The 17,346-nt window shown below is 61.1% G+C and carries 15 protein-coding genes; 3 read left to right on the plus strand and 12 right to left on the minus strand.

The features are described from left to right. The 3 genes from DXT96_RS06245 to mobB are packed head-to-tail and all read left to right on the plus strand — an operon-like array spanning position 1 to position 2,399. Entirely contained in the window at positions 1 to 1,200 is a 1,200-nt protein-coding gene (locus DXT96_RS06245; RefSeq protein ID WP_153513850.1) for a multidrug effflux MFS transporter, read from the plus strand. Continuing rightward, the gene (gene mobA / locus DXT96_RS06250) at positions 1,197 to 1,835 is read left to right on the plus strand and encodes a molybdenum cofactor guanylyltransferase MobA (RefSeq protein ID WP_153513851.1); all 639 of its coding nucleotides are present in this window, start codon (positions 1,197 to 1,199) and stop codon (positions 1,833 to 1,835) included. The genes DXT96_RS06245 and mobA overlap by 4 nt, the downstream gene beginning before the upstream one ends. Before the next feature lie 36 nt (positions 1,836 to 1,871). Then, on the plus strand, positions 1,872 to 2,399 hold the full coding sequence (gene mobB / locus DXT96_RS06255; RefSeq protein ID WP_153513852.1) for a molybdopterin-guanine dinucleotide biosynthesis protein B: 528 nt from the start codon (positions 1,872 to 1,874) through the stop codon (positions 2,397 to 2,399). A gap of 275 nt (positions 2,400 to 2,674) precedes the next feature. Here the strand turns inward: mobB and DXT96_RS06260 are convergent, their stop codons facing one another. The 12 genes from DXT96_RS06260 to argS all read right to left on the minus strand — a co-directional run bounded on the left by DXT96_RS06260 (position 2,675) and on the right by argS (position 17,289). Continuing rightward, positions 2,675 to 4,243 carry a peptidoglycan DD-metalloendopeptidase family protein gene (locus tag DXT96_RS06260; RefSeq protein WP_194287563.1) on the minus strand — a complete coding sequence of 523 codons (1,569 nt, stop codon included), beginning with the start codon at positions 4,241 to 4,243 and terminating at the stop codon, positions 2,675 to 2,677. A gap of 345 nt (positions 4,244 to 4,588) precedes the next feature. Beyond that, positions 4,589 to 5,242, minus strand: a complete 654-nt coding sequence (locus tag DXT96_RS06265; protein ID WP_174372485.1) for a protein-L-isoaspartate(D-aspartate) O-methyltransferase — start codon at positions 5,240 to 5,242, stop codon at positions 4,589 to 4,591. Beyond that, positions 5,239 to 6,009 carry a 5'/3'-nucleotidase SurE gene (gene surE / locus DXT96_RS06270; RefSeq protein WP_149897468.1) on the minus strand — a complete coding sequence of 257 codons (771 nt, stop codon included), beginning with the start codon at positions 6,007 to 6,009 and terminating at the stop codon, positions 5,239 to 5,241. The genes DXT96_RS06265 and surE overlap by 4 nt, the downstream gene beginning before the upstream one ends. Positions 6,010 to 6,183: 174 nt before the next feature. Next, a complete protein-coding gene (gene serS / locus DXT96_RS06275; RefSeq protein ID WP_153513854.1) occupies positions 6,184 to 7,467 on the minus strand; it encodes a serine--tRNA ligase in 1,284 nt (427 codons plus the stop codon). 96 nt (positions 7,468 to 7,563) lie between these two features. After that, positions 7,564 to 8,367 carry a twin-arginine translocase subunit TatC gene (gene tatC / locus DXT96_RS06280; protein ID WP_149897466.1) on the minus strand — a complete coding sequence of 268 codons (804 nt, stop codon included), beginning with the start codon at positions 8,365 to 8,367 and terminating at the stop codon, positions 7,564 to 7,566. Continuing rightward, positions 8,364 to 9,104 (minus strand): Sec-independent protein translocase protein TatB, encoded by a 741-nt coding sequence (gene tatB, locus DXT96_RS06285; RefSeq protein WP_153513855.1) that lies wholly within the window; start codon positions 9,102 to 9,104, stop codon positions 8,364 to 8,366. Before tatB ends, tatC begins: the two co-directional genes overlap by 4 nt. Positions 9,105 to 9,158: 54 nt before the next feature. Further along, positions 9,159 to 9,377 (minus strand): twin-arginine translocase TatA/TatE family subunit, encoded by a 219-nt coding sequence (locus DXT96_RS06290; RefSeq protein WP_149897464.1) that lies wholly within the window; start codon positions 9,375 to 9,377, stop codon positions 9,159 to 9,161. A 129-nt stretch (positions 9,378 to 9,506) separates the two neighbouring features. Beyond that, complete coding sequence (gene scpB, locus DXT96_RS06295) at positions 9,507 to 10,241, minus strand: SMC-Scp complex subunit ScpB (protein ID WP_153514221.1); 735 nt, start codon at positions 10,239 to 10,241, stop codon at positions 9,507 to 9,509. Next, on the minus strand, positions 10,231 to 11,079 hold the full coding sequence (locus DXT96_RS06300) for a ScpA family protein (protein WP_153513856.1): 849 nt from the start codon (positions 11,077 to 11,079) through the stop codon (positions 10,231 to 10,233). The genes scpB and DXT96_RS06300 overlap by 11 nt, the downstream gene beginning before the upstream one ends. A gap of 58 nt (positions 11,080 to 11,137) precedes the next feature. Beyond that, positions 11,138 to 12,154, minus strand: a complete 1,017-nt coding sequence (gene nagZ, locus DXT96_RS06305) for a beta-N-acetylhexosaminidase (RefSeq protein ID WP_153513857.1) — start codon at positions 12,152 to 12,154, stop codon at positions 11,138 to 11,140. A 239-nt stretch (positions 12,155 to 12,393) separates the two neighbouring features. Further along, a complete protein-coding gene (locus DXT96_RS06310; RefSeq protein WP_153513858.1) occupies positions 12,394 to 15,465 on the minus strand; it encodes an SPOR domain-containing protein in 3,072 nt (1,023 codons plus the stop codon). A gap of 66 nt (positions 15,466 to 15,531) precedes the next feature. Next, on the minus strand, positions 15,532 to 17,289 hold the full coding sequence (gene argS / locus DXT96_RS06315) for an arginine--tRNA ligase (protein WP_153513859.1): 1,758 nt from the start codon (positions 17,287 to 17,289) through the stop codon (positions 15,532 to 15,534). Positions 17,290 to 17,346: the final 57 nt, after the last annotated feature.

Here is a 17,346-nt window from a genome sequence, read left to right on the forward strand (position 1 = left end):
ATGAAAAGCGGCCGTTTCCTCGATCGGACCACCCCACCCCACATCATCACGCTGGTCGTCATCGCCGGCGTCGCGGCGCTGTGCATGAATGTGTTCCTGCCCTCGCTTGCGGCCATGGCGCTCTATTTCGAGACCGATTACGCGGTGATGCAATTTGCCGTTTCAGGCTACCTCGCCGCCACCGCCTGTCTGCAACTTCTCATCGGCCCGCTTTCCGATCTCTTCGGCCGCCGGCCGGTCATGCTTGCCAGCATCGCGATCATGATCGCCGCCACGCTCGTCTGCATGCTGGCGCCCAACATCACCGTCTTCATGATCGGGCGCGTCGCACAGGCGGCCGTCGTTTCCGGCTTCGTGCTGGCCCGCGCCATCGTGCGCGACATGGTGCCGATGGAACAGGCCGCATCGATGATCGGTTATGTGACCATGGGCATGTCGGTGGTGCCGATGGTTGGCCCAACTGTCGGCGGGTTGCTCAACGACATTTCCGGCTGGCAGTCGAGCTTCGCACTCCTTGCCCTGCTTGGCGTCGGCATTCTGGCGCTCGCATGGTTCGATCTCGGCGAAACCAACCACAATAAATCGGCGAGTTTTTCACAGCAGTTCCACGCCTGGCCGGAACTTCTGCGCTCGCCGCTGTTCTGGGGTTATGCACTGACCTCGACCTTCTCGTCGGGCATGTTCTTTTCATTCCTCGGCGGCGCACCCTTTGTCGGCAGCGTGCTTTATGGGCTTGCCCCGGCCATGCTCGGCCTGCAGTTCTTCTTCATGGCCAGCGGTTACATGCTCGGCAATTTCGTCTCCGGCCGTTATGCCAGCCAGATCGGCATCACCCGCATGATGCTGTCGGGCAATGTCATCGCCATTGCCGGCATCGTCACGACTATCATACTGATAACCGGCGGGGCGGAAAGCGCCTATGCGTTCTTCGTGCCGCTTGCCCTGATCGGCGTCGGCAACGGCGTGACACTGCCCAGCGCCAATGCCGGCATGGTCAGCGTTCAGCCGCATCTGGCCGGCTCGGCCTCCGGTCTTGGCGGCGCGATGACCATCGGCGGCGGTGCCGCCCTTTCCGTGCTTGCCTCCTCGGTCCTGTCGAAGGAGGACGGAACCTGGCCGCTCCTCATGGTGATGCTGGCGACCGGCCTTGTCGCCCTTCTCACCACCTATGTCGTAAGGCTGCAGGAACAGCGGCAATGAGCGCCCTTCCCCTTGAGATACCCGGTCTCGTGCTCGCCGGCGGCCTGTCGCGGCGCATGGGCACCAACAAGGCGATGGTGATGCTGGGCGATGCGCCGTTGCTTTCCCACGTCGTGCGCCGCATCGCGCCACAGGTCTCGGATGTCACCATCAATGCCGCCATCAAAGACAAGGGCGAATGGGCGGACACTTTCGGCCTGCCGCTGTTGCCCGATACGCTGAACGGCCATGCCGGGCCACTCGCCGGTGTTCTGGCCGGCATGCAGCATTTCCGCAATCGCGAGGCCACCGGCAGCCATTTCCTGACTGCGCCTGCCGACAGCCCGTTTTTCCCCGACGATCTCGTCGCCCGGCTTTGCGAACACATATCGGACAATACGATCGTCATCGCTGCCTCGAGCGGCCAGCTTCACCCCGTCTTCGCGCTGTGGCCGGTGGCGCTTGCCGATGATCTCGAGGAGTGGCTGAAGAACGATGCCAACCGCCGTATCCGGGCTTATCTTGCCCGGCATGTCACCATCGGCGTGGCCTTCCCGCCGGTGGAAACAGCAAAGGGCAGCCTCGACCCATTCTTCAACATCAACACCCCGGATGAGCTGGCGCTGGCGCGTAGCCATCTGGAGCATTTCCAGTAGGATAATGCGTTGAAACAAAGAGATGGAGCTGCAACCATGACGGCACAAAAGGTCTTTGGCATTGCCGGCTGGAAAAATTCGGGCAAGACCGGCCTTGCGGTGCGCATCGTCACCGAGCTGACAGCGCGCGGCTACCGCGTCTCCACCATCAAGCACGCCCATCATGATTTCGATATCGACAAGGTGGGTGCCGATAGCTGGCGTCACCGGCAGGCCGGCGCGCATGAGGTCACCATCGTTTCCGGCACGCGTTTCGCCATCATGCATGAATTGCGCGGCCAACCGGAACCGTCGTTCGAGGACATCCTCTCCCGCCTCGCCCCCTGCGATCTCGTGCTGATCGAAGGGTATAAATACGAGCCGGTGCCGAAGATCGAGGCGCGCCGGCTGGAAGCGATGAAAACCGAACCGCTTGCCCCCAGCGACCCGCACATCATCGCCATTGCCGCCGATCATGAGGTAGCGGACACGGCCCTCCCCGTTTTCGATCTCGATGATACCGCAACGATTGCCGACTTCATTGAGAAGACGGTCGGGTTGGTGAGACGGCAACTGACGGAGTGACACAGGGACAGCTTAACCGCTTACGGCCGCATCCCCACATCCGTCATACCGGCCCTGAGCCGGTATCCAGCCAACCCAAGTCCTTGGGCTGAAAGGAGTCCTTCTCGCCGCGCCGACGCGCGTCGGCTGGATGCCGGATCAGGTCCGGCATGACGGAGGACGAAGTGCTGAGCCGACGACAACCACCAAACTTGTGGTACTTATCCTGCGCATCACCCCAAAAATGAAAAAGCCGGGCTCTTCACCCGGCTTCATCATTCCTTGAGACGCAATACCTATTCAAGGAAACCTGATGGGTTCACCGGTGTCGCATCCTTGCGAACTTCGAAGTGAACCTGCGGACGCTTGGCGCTGCCGGTCATGCCTGAGGTGGCGATGGTCTGGCCACGCTGGACCTTCTGGCCGCGCTGTACGTCGAGATTGGCGGCGTTGCCGTAAACGGTGACCTTGCCGTCGTCATGGCGCACCAGCACCGTGTTGCCGAGCTGCTTCAGACCGTTGCCGGCATAGATGACCACACCGTTTTCAGCGGCCTTGATCGGCGTACCCTCGGGAACCGAGATGTTGATGCCGTCATTGCGGCTGCCTTCGACATTGTCACCGAAATTGTTGATGACCGCGCCGCGAACCGGCCAGCGATATTTGCCGATGCCGGTGGATTCCGGAGCGAGAGAAGCCATGTCGGACTTCTTTTCGATGTCGCTGACACTTGCCGTGGCAGCCGGCGCGGCAGGAATAGTCGCGGCAGCAGCGGCAGGGGCCTTGTAGGGCTCCGGCTTGGCGGATGCGGTCTCCACTGCCTTGGCCGCCTCCTTGGCGGGAACCGAGGCTGTCTTGACGTTGTCAGTGCCGGCGCCCGGCATGGAAAGTGTCTGGCCGACACGGATGCTTTCGTTGGAAAGCCCGTTGGCGGCCTTCAGCGCGGCAACCGAGACGCCGTTTTCACGGGCGATCTTCGCCAGGCTGTCACCCGGCTGAACCTTGTAACCACCGGTCGGCGGCAGTGGCTTGCCACCGGGAGGCGTCAGCTTGCCAGCCTCGGAGGAAATCTTGTCACGGGCGGCAGCCTGCGACGGCAGCACGGCAACATTGCCCTCAGGGCTGCGCAGCGGGGTCGGCTGGTCGCCATTGCGGTTCAGCGCGATATTGCCGGCCGCATCCTTGGCGGCGTTGCGCACCTGGCCGAATTTCGGAATGAGGATCGACTGTCCGGCCTGCGCCGAAGACGCGGCTTTCAGGCCGTTGACCCGCAGCAGTTCCTTTTCCGGGACACCGTAGCGGTTGGAAATGGTCGTGATGCTTTCGCCGGGACGCAGGGTCACGGAGGAAGCGCCATCCGTATGCCAGCCATTCTTGTCGGAACGGACGGTTGCGGTTGTCAGATTGTCGGCGACGGGCGCGGCTGCCTGGCGGGCAGGTGCTGCCAGAGAAGGTGCGGCTTGTCGCTGTGTGGACGGGAAAGGCTGAGCCATGGCTTCGTTGCGCGTCGCCGGATCGCGGCTTGCCACTGCCGACGGTGCCGACAGTTCGGAGCGCTGCACCGGAGAGGCCGAAGCCGAGCGGGCCGTGGACGGCTGGACGCCGCCGCCGTAACCGCCGGACTGCGGATAGGAATTGCCCGCCATGTTCTGATTGGCGTAACCGCCCTGCGGCGCGGCGGAAGCATAACCGCCGTTCATGTCGCCCTGCGGAACCGGGGCCTGCGCATAAGCACCACCACCCTGACGGGCTGGAATTGACGCCGTGGTCATCTTGTCCGGTCCACTGGAAAAGAGGCCGCCGAACCGCGTTGCATCCGAGCTACAGCCCGTTGCGACGCTTGCCAGCAATGCCGCTGCGAACATTTTTGCGACTGATTTTCCGATTTTAGACGAATGTCTCATACGCATGACTCGATCTACACTGACGCCAACCCGCCGCATCGAAACCGATCCGGCACAAATTTCACTTCTTGCAAGGCCCATTTCCCGAGGTGGGGAAAACCATGCGTCGATGTTTATGATTAAAGCGCGTTAGTGTTACCACGCCGTTAAAACGTTAAGCCTCTCAGTGCTTTTTTGACACTTCGATAACCATGACGAAAACCGGATGCGTCATGTTGAGACAATAATGATATTGAAAATCAGATAGTTGCGACAATTCAGAACTTTAGAAGACTAAAATAAACTGTCTTCAAAATTTTCACTTTGTCACAAATGCCGGGCAATATGGGTGCTGAGCGGCAGATAAGGCGCCTCGAACAGCTCTTCCTTTTCGAAGCGGCTGCCGGTCTTGGAGAAGCGGGTCATCACGCAGCGATCACCCTCAACGATGATCGGCGCGATCATCATGCCGCCCGATACGATCTGTTCGGCAAAAAAGCGGGGCATGGTGGTGAAGGCGGCTGTGGAGACGATACGGTCGAAGGTACCTTCGCCCACCAGACCGTTGCTGCCATCCGCCTGACGGATGACGACATTGCGGATGGAAAGATCGTCCAGACAGTTCTGCGCCTGCTGCACCAGCGTCTTGTAACGCTCCAGCGAAAACACCCGCTCCACCCGACGGGCCATGATCGCGGTCATGAAACCGCTGCCGGTACCGATTTCCAGCACTCGCTGGCCGGGCTTGACCTGCAGGCGGGCAAGGATTTTCACCGCCATGTCGGCGCCTTCCATGAAGGCGCCGCAGTCGATCGGGATCGTGCGGCTGGAATAGGCGTCAGCAGCAAATTGCGGCGGCACGAATTTGGAACGTGGCGTCTGCTCGACCGCCGTCAACAGGTCGAGGTCGGAAATCCCCTCGCCCCGCAGACGGAGAACGAGAGCGGCAAAACCTTCCTTTTCGACCATGGCGGATTTCAATCGGCGACTCCGAATCCAAGTGCTTGCGCAACCCGATCCTTTACCGAGTAATCCGTCAGGTCAAGCTTAAGCGGCGTAACCGAAATCTTGCCGTGCTTCAGGGCATGGATATCGGTGCCTTCGCGGAAGGTACCAAGACGCTCGCCGAAGCGCAGCCAGTAATAGGGGAAACCGCGGCCGTCCTGTCGTTCTTCCACGGTCAGGCCGAAATCGAGCTTGCCCTGCCCGGTCACGGAAACGCCCTGCACATCCTTGGGCGCGCAATTGGGGAAATTGAGATTGAGGAAGGTGCCATCAGGCAGATCGACATTCATCAGCTTGCGCAGAAGATCCGGCGCATAGGTTTCGGCGACTTCCCACGGCACGACACGGCCGTCAGCATGGCTGAAGGCCTGGCTGAGCGCGAAGGAACGCACGCCCTGCAGGGTGCCCTCGATGGCGCCGGCAATGGTGCCGGAATAGGTCACGTCATCGGCCATGTTGGCGCCGGCATTAACGCCGGACAGCACGAGGTCGGGCTTCTCCGGCAGAACTTCGCGAATGCCCATGATGACGCAATCGGTCGGCGTGCCGCGCAACGCATAATGCTTGTCGGAGATTTTGCGCAGACGCAACGGTTCGGAAAGCGTCAGCGAATGGGCAAGACCGCTCTGGTCGGTCTCAGGCGCAACGATCCAGACATCGTCGGACAGCGTGCGGGCGATACGCTCCAGCACGGCCAGACCCTCGGCATGGATACCGTCGTCATTCGTCAGCAAAATCCGCATGTTTTCTCTCCGCTATTCATTTGGTTCAGGTAAGAGCACCCCCTCAACCGTCATCCCGGCCTTGAGCCGGCATCCAGTCGACGCGCGTCCGCGCTTCGGGAAGAGCCCTTCCAGCCCAAGGACTTGGGCTGGCTGGATTCCGGTTCAGGGCCGGAATGACGGAAACATCAGAACTCAGGCCGCCTTCTCGATGCGTGTCAGACCGCCCATATAGGGCAGCAGCACGTCTGGAATTGTGACGGAACCGTCCTCGTTCAGATAATTTTCGAGAACCGCGATGAGGCAGCGGCCGACAGCCGTACCGGAGCCGTTCAGCGTGTGCACGAACTTCGTCGCCTTGTCGTCCTTGCCGCGATAACGCGCATTCATGCGCCGGCCCTGGAAATCGCCGCAGACCGAGCAGGACGAGATTTCACGATAGGTGTCCTGACCCGGCAGCCACACTTCCAGATCGTAGGTCTTGCGCGCGCCAAAACCCATATCGCCGGTGCACAGCGTCATGGTGCGGAAATGTAAGCCGAGACGCTTCAGCACTTCTTCGGCGCAGGCCGTCATGCGCTCATGCTCTGCGACAGCACTTTCCGCATCGGTGATGGAGACAAGCTCGCATTTCCAGAACTGGTGCTGTCGCAGCATGCCGCGCGTGTCGCGACCAGCCGAGCCCGCTTCCGAACGGAAGGACGGGGTCAGCGCGGTGAAGCGCAGCGGCAGCTTTTCCTGCTCGAGAATTTCGCCTGACACGAGGTTGGTCAGCGTCACTTCCGCCGTCGGGATCAGCCAGCGGCCATCGGTGGTCTTGAACAGGTCTTCGGAAAACTTCGGCAATTGCCCGGTGCCGAACATCGCCTCGTCGCGCACCATCAGCGGAGAGGACACTTCGGTATAGCCGTGCTCTGACGTGTGCAGGTCGATCATGAACTGGCCGAGCGCCCGCTCCAGACGCGCCAGCTGGCTGGTCAGTACGGTAAAGCGCGAACCAGACAGCTTGGCGGCGCGTTCGAAATCCATGTAACCGAGCGCTTCGCCGATCTCGAAATGCTCCTTCGCCGCATGGTTCCAGCCGGGCTTCTGGCCGACCACGCGGGCAACGACATTGTCGTGCTCGTCCTTGCCATCAGGCACGTCGTCGAAAGGCATGTTCGGCAGGCGCGACAAAGCATCGTTCAGCTCGGCGGTGACGTGGCGGTCCTCCTCCTCGGCGCGCGGCATGTTTTCCTTGATGTCGGCGACTTCTGCCTTCAGCTTTTCCGCAAGCTCCATGTTCTTCTGCGCCATGGCGGCGCCGATTTCCTTGGAGGCGGCGTTGCGGCGGGACTGCATGTCCTGCAGGGACTGGATGACGGAACGGCGCTTTTCATCAAGGGCGATCAGGCCGCTGGCAGCAGCCTCCACGCCACGGCGTGCAAGGGCCGCATCGAAGGCTTCAGGGTTTTCGCGTATCCATTTAATGTCGTGCATCGTCGTTCCAGACCGTTGTTGCATTGCCCTCAGCAAAACGCCGGGCAAAGGCCCGGCGCGAAGAGATTTGTGAGCGGGGGAAACCTTCGCAAAGGCTCAGGTCTCTTCCAGCTCCGTGCTTTTGGATTCCGCCGCACGTTTCCTCTCCACGAGTCGAGCCATGTAGATGGAAATCTCGTAGAGAATGATCGCAGGCAGCGCAAGACCGATCTGGGACATGGGGTCGGGCGGCGTCAGCACGGCGGCGACCACGAAGGCCAGCACGATGGCGAACTTGCGCTTTTCCCGCAGCCAGTCGCTGGTCAGAATGCCGACGCGGGCCAGAAGCGTGGTGACGACCGGCAGCTGGAACACCAGACCGAAAGACAGCACCAGCGTCATGATGAGGCTCAGATATTCCGATACCTTCGGCATCAGCGAAATCGCCACCTCGCCATCTTCAGGTAATTGCTGCATGGCGAGGAAGAACCACATGACCATGGGCGTGAAGAAGAAATAGACGAGCGCAGCACCGATGAGGAAAAGGATCGGCGACGCGATGAGGAACGGCAGGAAGGCGGCGCGCTCGTTCTTGTAGAGACCGGGTGCGACGAATTTATAAAGCTGCGAGGCGATCACCGGAAAGGAGATGACCATTGCGCCGAACATGGCGACCTTGATCTGCGTGAAGAAAAATTCCTGCGGCGCGGTATAGATCAGCGACGATTTCGTCACATCGAGCCCGGCCCAGAGCACTGCCCATTTATAGGGAATGACAAGCAGGTTGAAGAGGTGCTTGGCCACCGCAAAACAGCCGATGAAGGCGATGAAGAATGCGCCGAGCGACCAGATCAGCCGGGTGCGCAACTCCATGAGGTGCTCGATAAGCGGCTGTGGCTTATCTTCGGTATCGCCGCTCATGCTTCATCCTTTTTCGGCTTTGCAGCCTTGGTTCTTGCCGGTTTGGCGTCAGCCACCACAACAGCCTTGTCCGCTGCCGCTTTCTTGATGGCTGCCTTTTTGGCGACAGCCTTCACGGAAGATTGCGAAACGGCTGGTTCGCCGGTTGCGGGAGAGGCAATGGGTTGCGGTGCTGCGTCCGCCTTGGTGCGGACGGCACGCTTCGGCTTGGCGGCAACCGCCTCTGCCTCAACCGTCGCAATTGATTTCGCACGTGCGCGCTTCGGCTTCGTCTCCGCAGCAGCAACAGGAGTAACCGGCGCGGAGGCCGCAGGCGTGGAAACCACTGAAGGCGGCGTGTCCGGAAGTTTCATTTCCGGTTCCGGCACGCTGACCAGCGGCGCAACCGGCTCGCTCGTCGCGGGTGCCGGGGTGGACGACAGGCCATCGGGCGCCGCCGTCGCCTTCTGGAGATCGGACTTGATCTCGTTGCCCAGCTGGCGAAGCGGGTTCATCGCATCGCGCAGCGAGTTGGTGGGGTTGAGATTGCGGACATCGGAAATGGTCTGGCGCACATCGTCCATGTCGGCCTCTTTCAAGGCCTCGTCGAACTGCGTGCGGAAATCCCCCGCCATCTTGCGAAGGCCGGCCATCGTTTTACCGAAGGCGCGGATCATGGGCGGCAAGTCTTTCGGCCCGACAACCACGATCAACACGACCGCAATCACCAGAAGCTCACTCCAGCCGATATCTAACATCAATATGCTCCCGAGACCCTAGCGCCGTCTCAAAACAAGCAGCTTCAAAGCCGCTTACTTGATCTCGTCAGCCTTGTGGTCGACGGTCTTCGCATTGGCAGGAGAGTTTGCATCGGCCGGAGGCGGCGTCTGGTCTTCGTCAGCAATGCCCTTCTTGAAGCTCTTGATGCCCTTCGCGACATCGCCCATCAATTCCGGGATCTTGCCACGTCCGAAGAGGACGAGAACAATCACCAGCACGATGAGCCAATGCCACACACTAAAAGAACCCATAACTGCAACTCCTGAATTTCGCTTTCAGACGATGTAAGACGTTTGAAAGGCTTTTTCAAACAACAAATTGTCGCGTCAACAAGGTGTGAGCATAAAGTTTTTGCGTCCTGTCATCCGCTGACGGCGATATCAATCATCACCATCGCCGCCGCCCGGCGCAAGCAGGCCCAGCTCCTCCAGATCGAGCTGCGTGATCGGGTCTTCGTCTTCACGCAATTCGTCGCTCATCATCGGCAGGGGAATGCCGAAATTGGACGGGATACGACCGGAAAGCAGCCCCGCGCCTTTCAGCTCCTCAAGGCCCGGCAGATCCCGTAGCTCCTCAAGGCCGAAATGATCGAGAAACTCCACCGTGGTGCCGATCGTCACCGGCCTGCCCGGTGTGCGCCTGCGACCGCGGAAACGCACCCAGCCCGCCTCCATCAGCACGTCGAGCGTACCGCGTGAGGTCTGCACGCCGCGGATTTCCTCGATTTCGGCGCGTGTCACCGGCTGATGATACGCTATGATCGCCAGAACTTCCAGCGCCGCGCGCGACAGCTTCTTCGGTTCCTTCTCCTCCGTGCGGATGACGAAGGAAAGGTCGCCCGCCGTGCGGAACGCCCATTGCCCGCCCACCTGCACGAGATTGACACCCCGGTCGCCATAGGCGGCCTTCAACTGGTGCAGAATGGTGACGACATCCATGCCGCGCGGCAGACGCTCGGCGATGAAGCCGACGGAAACCGGCTCGGCCGAGGCGAAAATCAGCGCCTCGGTGATGCGCTCAGCCTCCTTCAGCTGACGCTCGGAAAATATCGTGGGTTCGGGCTCCACCCCATCTGTCACGATCAATACCTCGCCGGCCTCGTCATCATTCGTCATCATTGGTCCTTTCGGCATTCACCGCGCGATCGTCTCTTTCGCCCCTGCGCATATAGATCGGCTGAAACGCACCGTCCTGCCGGATTTGTAGCGATCCCTCACGCACCAGTTCCAGCGAGGCGGCAAAAGCGCTGGCGATGGCCGTTACCCGCATGGCGGGATCCGGCACATATTGCAGCAGATATTGATCGAGCACCGTCCATTCGCCGACATCGCCGAGGAGACTGTTGAGAAGCTCGCGCGCCTCAACCAGCGACCAGACCTGCCGCTTTTCGATGGTGACCTGGGTGATGGCCTGCCTCTGCCGCAGATTGGCATAGGCGCTCAGAAGATCGTAGAGGTTCGCCTCGTAGGCCGAACGGTTGATATGCGGAATATGCTCCGGCGCCCCACGGGCAAAAACATCGCGGCCAAGCTGGGCGCGGTTGACGAGCCTTTCGGCCGCCTCGCGCATCGCTTCCAGGCGTTTGAGGCGGAAGGCCAGCGTCGCGGCCATTTCCTCACCTGAGGGGCCGTCATCCTTCGCCTGTTGCGGAATGAGGAGCTTGGATTTGAGGAAGGCGAGCCACGCCGCCATGACCAGATAATCGGCGGCCAGCTCGATGCGCACGCGGCGCGCGCTTTCCACGAATTGCAGATATTGCTCGGCAAGCGCCAGCACCGAAATGCGCGACAGATCGACCTTCTGCGTGCGGGCAAGGTGCAGCAGCAGATCGAGCGGGCCTTCGAAACCCGCGACATCGATGACCAGCCCGGCCTCGCCCGTCAGCCGCTCCGGCGTCACATCCTGCCAGAGCTTGTCCATCGGCGGTAAATTGCGAGACTTGTCTGCGGCCATTGTTCCATCCGCCGGGCATCCGGCCTGTGATCCCGAGTGGGCGACCGCCGCCCGATCGTCAGGAAACGGCCCACATGGCGTTGAATTCAGCTCTCAGTTCAGCTTCGTCGGCGGTGTCAGCAGCGGGGAAACCCGCCTCCACGGCCCGCACCCGCTCCAGCGAACGGCCGGAAAGAACGGGAACTTCCTTCACGACCTCAAGCATTTCACCCATCACGCCGTTGCAATGCAAGACTATATCGCAACCACCCGCAACAATATTCGCAGCCCTTTCGCCAAGCGTGCCCTTCAGCGCATTCATGGAGCTGTCGTCGGACATCAGCAACCCGTCAAAGCTGATCCGGCCGCGAATGATCTCTTCGATCACCTTCGCCGAGGTGGTAGCCGGCCGTTCGCGGTCAACGGCGTTGAAGACCAGATGTGCGCTCATCGCCATCAATTCGCGGTTAAGCGCCCGGAACGGTACGAAATCATGGGCGTCCAGCTCGTCGAGCGGTACATCGACAACCGGTAGATCATGATGAGAATCCACCATGCCGCGCCCGTGGCCGGGCATGTGTTTCATGACAGGCAACATGCCGCCCGCTTTCAGGCCGTCCGCCGCCGCCTGCCCCATCTCGGCAACCATGGTCGGCGAATAGCCATAGGCGCGGTTGCCGATGACGTTGCTGGCGCCCTCCACCGGCACATCGAGCACCGGCAGGCAATCGACATTGATGCCGAATTTCATCAGGTCAAAGGCATGCAGACGCGACATCAGCCAGGCGGCGCGCAGGCCTTCCTCGCGGTCGCGCTCGTAGATTTCGCCGAGAATGCGGGCATTCGGATAGGCTTGCAGGATCGGCGGCTTGATGCGCTGGACGCGCCCGCCCTCCTGATCGATCAGCACCGGAGCCTCCGGCCGCCCGACGGCATCACGCATCGAGGCGACGAGATCGGTGATCTGCTGCGGTTCGCCAATATTGCGGCCGAACAGGATGAAGCCCCAGGGCTTTTGGTCACGGTAAAGGGCAATCTCGTCGGCGGTCAGCGAAAGCCCGCTGCATCCGAGGATCATAGCTTTGCAATCGGTCATGGTGTCACGCTCGCAAGGGGAAAGAGATGGAGGATAAGAGAGGCTGCGCCGTCAGGCGTACGACAACGGTCCGCCAACCTCACCGCCGTCATCCTCGGGCTTGACCCGAGGATCCATTCAGGCGGCAGTGGATCCTCGGGTCAAGCCCGAGGATGACGTCGAGTTTGCAGGAGGTCCAGATATTTCAAAGGGCTGCCTCACTCGGCAGCCCAATCGTCACGAAGCCAGATCGGCCGCTATCAGCGTGCCACCAGGCAGCTGCCGCCGGCCGAGCGGAACTTTTCGCAAAGCGCCACGGCTTCGTTCTTGTCACCGGCCGGGATGCGGACACGGTAGAATGTGCCCTTGCCGGCAATTTCAGCCGCCTTGATGTCGACACCGCGTCCACCGATGACCGAACCGAACTTGGCCGACATGTTCTGGTAGGACTTCTGGGCCTCGGCCTGGCTCGGCAGCGACGCGATCTGGATGTAGTAACCACCGGCAGAAGGCGTGCTGGTTGCGGCGGGTGTTGCGGCAGCCGTTTGCTGTTGCGTAGCCTGCGGCTGGGCCGGAGTGGTCGCTGCCGGGCGGACATTGCCCTGATTGGTAACCGTTGCCACCACGTTGGCAGGCTGGGAAGACGGACGCGCCGAAGGAAGCGGCGCTGCAGACTGCGCAGCCGGTGTGGAAGCGGCGGCAGGCGTATTGGCCTGCGGCTTTGCGGCCTGCTCGGGCGCCACCGGAACCCGCGAAGCCGCGATGACGGCGGGAGCGCCCTCACCCGGCTTGGCGGTCTGCGGTGCGGCAAGCTCTGCAACCTTGTCGGCCTTCGGCGGCTGGGCTGCCGGTGCGTCCACTTCCTGGGCGACCAGCGTACCATCCGGCTTGACGATCATGGTGCGGACCTTGCGCGGCGAAACACCCGTTGCGCCAGCACCTTCGTTCTGAGCCGCCTTTTCTTCCGGCGAAAGCAGACGCGGATCTTCGGTCTCGCCAACCGGTGTGCCGGCGGCTTCCATATCTGCGTCGTTTTCACCTTCAAGCGGCAATTGTTCAGGGATCAGCGTGCGCTGAACCACATCCACCGGCTGTTCGTTGCTGGAAATCAGCGCCGGCTGCTTAGGATCGGCTGCGTTGCCGCCGGCAACACGGTCATAAACCGCCTTGTCCTGATTGGGCACGACGCGGCCGCCCGGATTTTCCGGCACAACCTTCATCGGATCGTTGTCGGCGGAAATGATGACCGGCGCGCCATTCGAACCGGTGCTGGAGGAGCCGCCGGAAATCAGCGCGTAAACACCACCACCGATAAGCACCAGACCGATGGCAGCTGCCACGGGCATGATCCAGCGGCGACCGCTGCGTTCATCTTCGTCGCGATAGGCCGCCTGATGATCGACATAGGTATTCTCGGCATCGCGTGATGCATTGCCACGGGACGCCGCAGCCTCCTGCATGGAGCGGCGGAAGTCCTCTTCCAGAGCCCGCTCGAATTCGTCGGCGTCTTCCGGAGCCTGCACGGCGCGCGCCTGCGGGGCAGCAGCACGGTTTTCCGCGTGTTTGTGGCGGTCAAGTCCGCCGGCAACTGCAGGCGCAAACAGCGTCGCAAGCTCGGTATCGATATCGAGATCTTCCTCATGACGGCGCGGCGCTGGCTTGGGTTCGAAAACCCCGACCGGCAATTCCGGAACATCCATCTCGATGATGGTTTCCGGGTGTTCTTCCGTCTCGCCGATCTGTGAAGGATCGAAAGGCAGGCTTTCCAGCGTCTGCGGCTCGGCCGGCTGCGGCGCGGCGACGGCCGGGCGCGGTTGAACGGGCGCAGCTGCCATCGCGATAGGCGCGGACATGGTTGCGGCGCGCGGTTGAGGCGCTGGCTGTTCCCTCACCGGCTGGGGCGCAGCGGCCACCACCGGAGCAACCGGCTGCTGGCGAACGGGTTGGGGCGCAGGCGCAGGAGCAACCTCGGCTTCAGCGATTTCCGACAGGTCGAGATCAAGGTCGAGATCGTCGAGCGCCAGCTCGAAATCATCGTCGTTGAAACCGGCGAAATCCGCAAAGTCCAGTTCCTGAACAGGTGCCGCGGATACGGCAGGGGCAACCGGCGTTGCCCGCACGGACGATGCGGCAATGGGCGTCGCCACAACTGGCGTTGCGACAGCCACCGGTGGCTCGATCCTGGCCGCCTGAACGACGGGCGCGGACTGCACGACCGGCTCTTCGCCGCGACCGGGAATGGAATATTTCGCAACGTCGTAGATCAGCTCGTCCATCGCCGACAGATTGGTCGCAGCCGGCTGCTGGGCGACCGGAGGCATCACAGGTTGCGCAGCAGGCGTGAAGGTCTCCGCGACCGAGGGTGCGAAGGCAGGCGCGGTCTCTTCCGCCTGAATGATGGCAGGCGCCAGCGCTGGCGCGGGTTCGACCTGCGGCTCGATCCGGGCAGCAGGCTGCCGTTCGGACCTCGGCTCAACCCGTCGCGGATCGGCGGACGAAACATCGCGACGTGCACCGAAATTGGCAAGCGGCAGGCGCAGGCTGGAAAATTCCAGCGAAGAACGGCCGCCATGCGAAGGCGGACGCACGGAAACGGGTGCTTCCTCAGCGACCGCGATCTCTACCTCGTCGGCAAGATCAAAGGACTGCGGCTCCGGTACATAACCGTGAGCAGAAGACGACACGTTGCTCGAAACATCGGCCGGAAGCTCCGGCATGGCGTGCCACTCGGGCTGGGCCGGCTCTGCTGCCTGCGGCTCTTCCCATGCGGCATGCTGGGCGACCTGCTGGTAATCCATCGGCTCGGCGGCACGCGGCTGGTGCGAATGCACATCGAAAACTTCTGCAAACGCACCGGCGTCGTCGCGGAAATCCGCGCGAATGTCCTGCGTCGAGGTTTCGACGTAATTGTGAATATAGGCGTTATCGACCTCCGGAAGCGGCTGCGCCATTTCCTCGGGGGCGTGCGTCAGCTCCGGCGCGTACTGCGTCTCGGGCGCGGCAACGGGCTCAAGCTCAGGCTCGCGGCGGGCGAAGACAGATTCGACGCGCTGCATGAAATCGTTGGGGTGGATGCCCGCACGAACATCGTTTGCCGGATCAAGAACCACGGGATCGGCGTGCGGCGCATCATAAACCTCGAATTCCCGAAGCAACTCGTCTTCGAGATTAAATTCGGGTTCGCGGCGGGCAGAGGCTGGCGCAGCCGCAGAACCCGCATGCGAAGGACGCTCATCGAAACCGACGATACGCGCCAGTTCTGCCAGAGGATCGTTGTCAGCGAACCCTTCGGACCGGGCGTCCCGGTTATACGCGACATTTTTTTCGACCATTACGTGTTCCACCATCTACGCATTGCAGCTCTTGCCAGCGTATTGTGAGCAAATAATGGTGATATGTTATCGCATTTCGTCAGGTGCGTCCGCTCCCAAAAGCGTAAGGCCAGACTTCAAAACATTTGCGACAGCATTCACCAGCCCAAGTCTGGCAATGCTCAATTCTCGGTTTTTATCGTTAATAAAACGTAATTCCGGTTGGTCTTTGCCCTTGTTCCAGTGTCCATGGAAGGAACTGGCCAGATCATAGAGGTAAAAAGCAAGCCGGTGCGGCTCATGCGAAAGGGCCGCCGATTCGATCAGACGCGGATATTCGGCAAGCTTCGCAACCAGCTGTAACTCGTTGATATCGCTAATCAAAGCCACAGAGGCCGCCATCTCTTCCGCAGAGGGAGCAAGCCCCGGAAACGCTTCCCGCGCCTGCCGGAAGATCGACTGTGAGCGGGCATGTGCATATTGCACGTAAAAGACCGGATTATCCTTCGATTGTTCGGTCACTTTCGCGAAATCGAAGTCCAGCGGCTCGGAATTCTTCCGATAGAGCATCATGAATCGCACCGGATCGCGACCCACTTCGTCGACAACATCGCGCAGCGTGACGAAGTCGCCGGAGCGCTTCGACATCTTCACCGGCTCGCCATCACGGAACAGTTTGACGAGCTGGCACAAAAGCACGGTCAGCTTCGACTTGCCTTCGGAGACAGCGCGCGCAACCGCTTCCAGCCGCTTCACATAACCGCCATGGTCAGCGCCCAGCACATAGATCATCTCGGAAAAACCGCGATCGAACTTATTCTTGAAATAGGCGACGTCGGCAGCGAAATAGGTGTAGGAACCATCCGATTTCATCAGCGCACGGTCCATGTCGTCGCCCACTTCGGTGGAACGGAACAACGTCTGCTCGCGATCTTCCCAGTCGTCAGGCAATTCACCCTTCGGCGGCGGCAGCGTGCCCTTATAGACATGGCCCTTGAAGGTCAGATCGTTGATGGCCGAGAGAATGGGGCCACCATTGCCCTCATGCAGCGTGCGCTCCGAGAAGAACATGTCATGCCGGACGTTGAGAAGCGCAAGATCCTCGCGGATCATCGCCATCATCGCATCGATCGCCTTGTCCTTGACGATCGGCATCCACTTTTCCTCGGGCATGGCGCGCAGCTTGATGCCATATTCATCCGCCAGCGCCTGGCCGACGGGAACGAGGTAGTCGCCGGGGTAGAAGCCCGACGGAATGGAACCGATATCTTCACCCAGCGCTTCGCGGTAACGCAGGAAGACAGAACGCGCCAGCACATCGATCTGCGAACCGGCATCGTTGATGTAATATTCCTTGGTCACGCCATAGCCAGCGAATGCGAGCAGGTTCGCCAGCGTGTCACCCACCACGGCGCCACGGCAATGGCCGACATGCATCGGGCCGGTGGGGTTGGCGGAGACGTATTCGACGTTGATCTTCTGGCCCGTGCCGACCTTCGAGCGACCGAAATCGATGCCCTGGCCGATCATGTCGGCAAGCAGACGCTGCCAGTAACGGACCGAGACCTTGAGATTGATGAAGCCGGGACCGGCGACATTGACGCTGTCGACATCGCCGTCGGCCTGAAGTGCCGGCACGATGAGTTCGGCGAGCGCCCGCGGATTGGTGCCGAGCGGCTTGGCCAACACCATCGCCGCATTGGTTGCGACATCGCCATGGCTCAGATCACGCGGGGATTCGACGGTAATTCGACTGAAATCGACCTTGTCGCGGTTCTCTTTCACGATATCGAGGGTCTCGAGCGCGTTTTTGATCCTGGTATCGAAATCAGCAAAAATGTTCATCGTTCCAACCTGCGCGAAGGGCTTCTGTTTATGTCCGGTCGTCATAACCGGGTCGGC

Origin of the sequence: Agrobacterium sp. ICMP 6402, assembly GCF_009498615.1 — a bacterium.
In the GTDB taxonomy this organism is placed as follows: Bacteria; Pseudomonadota; Alphaproteobacteria; order Rhizobiales; family Rhizobiaceae; genus Agrobacterium; species Agrobacterium burrii.